This window comes from Candidatus Jordarchaeum sp. (assembly GCF_052745115.1).
Genome location: NZ_JBRAKS010000423.1, coordinates 1 through 2986, shown reverse-complemented (window position 1 = coordinate 2986; position 2986 = coordinate 1). Strand labels below are relative to the sequence as shown.

3 protein-coding genes are annotated in these 2986 nt (G+C 41.9%); 2 read left to right on the top strand and 1 reads right to left on the bottom strand.

The window, feature by feature from the left end:
- The first annotated feature begins 192 nt into the window (after window positions 1-192).
- Both ACUVXA_RS18960 and ACUVXA_RS18955 read left to right on the top strand, forming a co-directional pair.
- Window positions 193-906: a hypothetical protein gene (locus ACUVXA_RS18960; RefSeq protein ID WP_445872854.1), complete on the top strand. Its 714-nt coding sequence runs from the start codon at window positions 193-195 to the stop codon at window positions 904-906.
- Between the two features lie 124 nt (window positions 907-1030).
- A complete protein-coding gene (locus ACUVXA_RS18955) occupies window positions 1031-1729 on the top strand; it encodes an MBL fold metallo-hydrolase (RefSeq protein ID WP_445872853.1) in 699 nt (232 codons plus the stop codon).
- A 76-nt stretch (window positions 1730-1805) separates the two neighbouring features.
- On the opposite strand, the gene ACUVXA_RS18950 is transcribed toward ACUVXA_RS18955, so the two are convergent.
- On the bottom strand, window positions 1806-2939 hold the full coding sequence (locus tag ACUVXA_RS18950; protein ID WP_445872852.1) for a saccharopine dehydrogenase family protein: 1134 nt from the start codon (window positions 2937-2939) through the stop codon (window positions 1806-1808).
- Window positions 2940-2986: the final 47 nt, after the last annotated feature.

Genomic DNA, 2986 nt, shown 5'->3' with positions numbered 1-2986 from the left:
GGGAAACTTGTTGAGCAAAATACAAGCATATATTTCCCGTATACGGTAAAAAATGAATAATTCATTATCAGTTTCTTGGTCCTCTAAAAAGAAGAATTTTATTTATAACATTAGAAATATCTTATAAGTTGAAAACGCTAAAAATTTTGATAAGTTTGAATGAACCTTTTATAATTTATAGGAGGTGTAAGAATGCACAAAATTGAAAAAGAAAAACTGAGGAAACCCCCTAGACTCGTAGGAAGACTAACAGTCTCGATTATAATCGCCGGAGCGATTAGCCTAATCCCAATTATATTAGCATCATACTTTATGGTTAACTATCTTGACCTTCCGCTCTACGTGTTAATCGGATTAACGCCCCTCTACTACATTTCAACAAAATGGGTTTTTAACCTAACATTCCTAGTATTGGTCAGAGTTCAGTTAAAACCAGTTGAAGAAGGGTCACACGAGGTAGACATGAGAAACAAGAATGTGAGAAACTGGATGATAAACGTGATGTTAACAAACTCCGCTTCACACTTTATGGGAAACCCACCGCTAGGACAAACACTCTTTAACACATTTGTCTACAAATTCCTAAAATGTAAAATGGGACCCGGAGCTACGGCGCACAGGATATCTGACCCTTATCTAGTAGAAATGGGCACAAGCTCCGTGGGTGGAGCAGGCACATTAATGGTGCCTCACATTTCAGAAGGCAACAGATTATACCTCAGAAAAATAAAAATTGGTGACGGGGCAGTGGTGGGAGTTAACACACTTGTGTTTCCGGGAGCTGAAATAGGTGAAGGAGCGGTCATAGGAGCATACTCCTTTGTTCCCAGAGACACCAAAATCCCGCCGAACACTGTGTGGGCAGGGGTTCCAGTAAAACAGATTAGTCCTAAACCGAGTAAATAAATGACCAGACAAAAAAATTACTAAAACAGTCGGAGCGTAAAGCTTGGAGAATTTTCTAACATTTGTAATTTTTTGCATTAGGGAAAAGAGATTATCCATTATTATAATTTAATTGAGTTATGTGGTGCCAGATTTGAATAAGCCCTACAAAGTATACCATGGTGTATATCTTATTGGAAGTTCGTCGATTACACACAGCGCTGATTGTAGCGTATATTTGGTGGATTGTGAAAAAGAAGAACTTGTTCTAATAGATTCTGGTGCAGGGCTCAGCTATACTCTTCTCGTTAAAAATGCGGAATTATTAGGTTTCGATCTTACCAATCTTAAGGCTTTAATTCTCACACACAAACACATAGATCATATAGGTGCTGCTGCAAAGTTTAGAAAAAATTTCTACTGTCAGGTTATTGCACACGAGTTAGACGCAAAAAACATAGAGGAAGGAGAACAGTTCCTAACAGGAGCCCAGGCCTATGGAGTAAAATTAGAGCCCTGCCCGGTTGACATGAAGCTGAATCAGCCGGAAACCAAGCTCACCTTTGGCAAACTAGAATTCCATCTCCTATGGACTCCAGGACATACGCCTGGTGGCATATCCGTATTTGTGGATATTAAAGGAAAACGCGTCCTATTCGGACAAGATATTCATGGGCCCCTAATACCCGAGTGGGGAGCTAATCTCGAACAGTACCGAGAATCTATGCAGAAGCTAATCAGTCTAAAACCTGACATACTATGCGAGGGCCATTTCGGCGTCTACGAGCCTGCGGATAAAGTTAGAAAATATATCGAAGAATATATCAGACAGTACTCCCGCTAAAATCTGTAAAAAAATTTGGAGCAAAAATTTAATAATAGTTTTTTAATTTGTATTCTACACAAATCTTTATCTTTCTCTAACTTTTTACTGCTGATATTAGTTTTTTACTCCAACCCATATCCGTCACACTCTCCCCCCCTCTAGCGAAAGAAAGGTTGTACTGTGACGCTATTTCGAGAATATTACCGATGCTGAAAACTGACTCTGGTGCGTGAACTCCGGGTTTTATAATGCTTCCACGGGCAAAATAGATGACTCCACAGGCTAGTGGTTGACCGGTGCTCGCAGACATAGGTTCATAGCTACAAGTGGTATAGTAATTCATACCTCGGTCTCCACTCCTCGTTCCTATAACTGCCAGGTACAATCCACTAGGTGAAGGCTCTCTCTTCTCGCCTTTTTTCCCTTCTTCCACAGCTTGCTCTTTTTGAAGCTTAACTATTTCCAAGGCTGCAGTTTCAATGGTGTGCTTTCCATTTTCTACTGCTTTGCCCAACTGTTGAAATATAAAATTATTGATTTCAGGATACAAAGAACCCAGGTTGGAAACCGTGCGGACACCCGTTATGTAATTAGGAAGGGTAACTACCTCTGGGTGGGCTACATGATAGCAAGTGTATTTACCCAAGGGTTTTGGAAAAGGAAGCTTCACTCCCTTTCTGAATGCAGGAATCTTTATGTGCCTCCCCCCTTTAAAAGTGATGACTTCCCCAGAGGATATGTGAAGCATGTGTTCAATAACTGCTTGTCCCTCGGAGAGCCCTCCGACCTCTTCCTCCCCGGTTTCTTCACCCACAACCCAAGCGATAATGATTTCATCCACCTGTTCAAACGGCTGAACCAGATCCTTTACAATTAAATTCGTCAAACCCGGAGAAGCACCCAGACCAACAACGACAAAGACTCCAGAGTCTCGAGCCTCCTTATCCAGTTTCAGAAGCTCCATAGTTGGCTCCACATCATCACAAATATCTATGTAATTCACCCCGGTCTCAATAGCCACTTTTACCACAGGCACCGCGAAGCGATAGTATGGTTCAACCGTGTTCATCACCAAATCATATCCCTTAAAAACATTAACCAGCTGCGACCGTTTCGAGGCATCAACCCTCAATGCGTCCACCCTGGAATCCCCAAGTGCCTGAGCAAATCTCTGGGCACTATCCAAATTGATGTCAGCCACGGTAACCGTTGTCCGAAACCTACCCATCTAGGACACTTCCAGATGGTGTTCGGTTCCTGCTTCATAGGGGAGCA